Raw genomic sequence first — 2209 nt, forward strand, 5'->3', positions numbered from 1 at the left:
CCGAGCCAGCGCACCCTCATCCACGCCGCGCAGCCAAACACCTTCACCCAACAGCTACAAGCGACACACCGTACCGACCTAACAAAGTCCTACTAGCCAACCCTCACCGGCGGCTAGCCCATCCATGTTGATCCGACACAGGTAACGAGCGTTACAGCGTCATCCAAACGGTATCGATCAGCATTGATATTGTGCGTACTGGTCGGTACAGTCCGCCCCACGGGCGAGCCGACCAGCAGGGCATCTCCGGTGAGCCTGTTCATCTCGGACTCACTGACGGGAGCGCACATGCGCCGCATCATCACCATGCTTCTCGCCACGGTCACCGCGTTCGCCGGCGTGATCATCGCCCCGGTTCCAGCGCACGCTCTGACCATTCAGCAGTACATCGGGTACGGCAGGTCCTACACACTCAGGCAGGGCTATGACATCGAAAGCGTGAACGGGCGCTACCGGCTTCGGATGCAACTTGACGGCAACATGGTCTTGTACGACTACGCCTATTCTCCGGCTCGCGTCTGCGGCGTATCTCGCACCACCGGCCTCGGGGCCATCGAGGGCCGGCTGCAGACGGACAACAACTTCGTGCTGTACGCCGCCAACAGCGGCGTCTGGGCCTCCACCTCAACCCACCTTCCGCGCTTGGCCTACCGCCGTCTTTATGTCACCAACGGCGGCGCGGCCAGGGTAGTCGTCAGCACCAGCGGCACCGCCAAAGCCTTCGCGGAGTCGCAGTACTACGACACCTTCTGGCAGTGCTGACCCGTCCTGGCGCTTGAGGAGAGTACGCCGCCGTATCGCCACCCTTCAATGAGGGATTCTTGATGCGCCGCACCCTCACCGCGCTCGTCACCGCAGCGCTCGCAACAGCCGGGGTCATCGTCAGCCGCAGCAGGTACAGGCGGCTACTTTCCCGCAGTATCTCGGCGACGGTCAGCCCAATCGTGGTGCATACGACGCGGCCAGAAACATCTACATCATGCGCGAGGGGGACCGCGTCAACAGCCTGAACGGCCGGTACAGCTTGCGGCTCCAGTCCGACGGGAACATGGTTCTCTATGACACCGCCTGGAAGCGGCCACCCCCTGCGCTATCCGGCGTCGTCCCCGGCTACCCGCAGCACCACGCTGCTGCGGGTGGCCGGGTCCAGCTCACAGCCCTGATTCTCTGGCTCCTTGCAACCAGCCGGCCGGGGCCATGGCGCGACGAGATCGCCACCTTCCCGATCACCCGCCGCAGCCCGTCCGAGATCTGGCACCTCTCATGCAGGATTGGCGCCCGCGCCGGCTGCACGGGAAGGGCGCCGGTCAGTCGAGGTCTGCGTCGACCCGCGCCGGCTGGGTGGCGTCCCCGTCCCTGCGCACCAGCTGGCTGAACCGCCAGGCGTCGGCGGCCCGGGGCAGGTTGTTGAACATCACGTACGCCGGGCCGCCGTTGATGACGTCGGCGAGCTGTGCCAGCTCAGCATCCGTGTACACGTGGCGGGCGCCGGTGATGCCGTGCAGCCGGTAGTAGGCCATCGGCGTCAGGCTGCGGCGCAGGAACGGGTCGGCGGCGTGAGTCAGATCCAGTTCCTCGCACAAGCCGCGAACAACCTCATCCGGCCACGGGCCGCGCGGCTCCCACAACAGCCGGACACCGGCTGGCCGGCGCGCTCTGGTGAAGAACTCGCGCAGTCGCGCGATGGCGGGTTCAGTCGGCCGGAAGCTCGCCGGGCACTGCAGCAGGATCGCAGTCGCTTCCAGGATCGCGGCGCATCCGAGCGTGGTCTCCCAGGCGCGCGCGACGACGGGCGTCCACCGAAATCCGCCGACCTCGGTGCGTTCCTCCGCGCTCAGAGGTGTACGCAGCCGCCGGTACGTGGAGCTTTTCGCCTCGTGCGTGATCAACTGCCACGCCTTGATGGTGAACTCGAACGCCGGTGGAACACTGGCCCGCCACCGCCGCATCGTCGCCTCGCGGGGTGGCTCGTAGAAGGTCTGTTGCACCTCCAACACCCCGAAGCGTTGCGCGTAAGACGTCAACGCCATGCCGGCTCCGCACAGGCCCACCTTCGCCCGAGTCATGGGTCGCGAATACCCTCCAAATGCCGGAGATCACATCGGGACGTCAGGGGGGGACTGTAAGAACAACGGTGTAACTCCTGATCAAGGAGACGCACCTGATGACTGTCATGACGGACACCGTGGATACTTCCGCGGTGGCGAAG

2 protein-coding genes are annotated in these 2209 nt (G+C 65.6%); one reads left to right on the forward strand and one right to left on the reverse strand.

Features of this window, described 5'->3' with window-relative positions:
- Positions 1-288 precede the first annotated feature (288 nt).
- Entirely contained in the window at positions 289-762 is a 474-nt protein-coding gene (locus AB0G04_RS44135; protein ID WP_360996729.1) for a hypothetical protein, read from the forward strand.
- Positions 763-1307: 545 nt separating this feature from the next.
- Here AB0G04_RS44135 and AB0G04_RS44140 read toward each other — a convergent pair.
- Positions 1308-2030: a DUF72 domain-containing protein gene (locus tag AB0G04_RS44140; protein ID WP_360996732.1), complete on the reverse strand. Its 723-nt coding sequence runs from the start codon at positions 2028-2030 to the stop codon at positions 1308-1310.
- Positions 2031-2209 lie beyond the last annotated feature (179 nt).

Origin of the sequence: Actinoplanes sp. NPDC023801 (assembly GCF_040639655.1) — a bacterium.
In the GTDB taxonomy this organism is placed as follows: Bacteria; Actinomycetota; Actinomycetes; order Mycobacteriales; family Micromonosporaceae; genus Actinoplanes.

What these genes read in the sequence shown, in the direction of transcription:
- AB0G04_RS44135 (WP_360996729.1), top strand. Translation starts at nt 289, where the DNA reads ATGCGCCGCATCATCACCATGCTTCTCGCCACGGTCACCGCGTTCGCC.
- AB0G04_RS44140 (WP_360996732.1), bottom strand. Translation starts at nt 2,030, where the DNA reads ATGGCGTTGACGTCTTACGCGCAACGCTTCGGGGTGTTGGAGGTGCAA.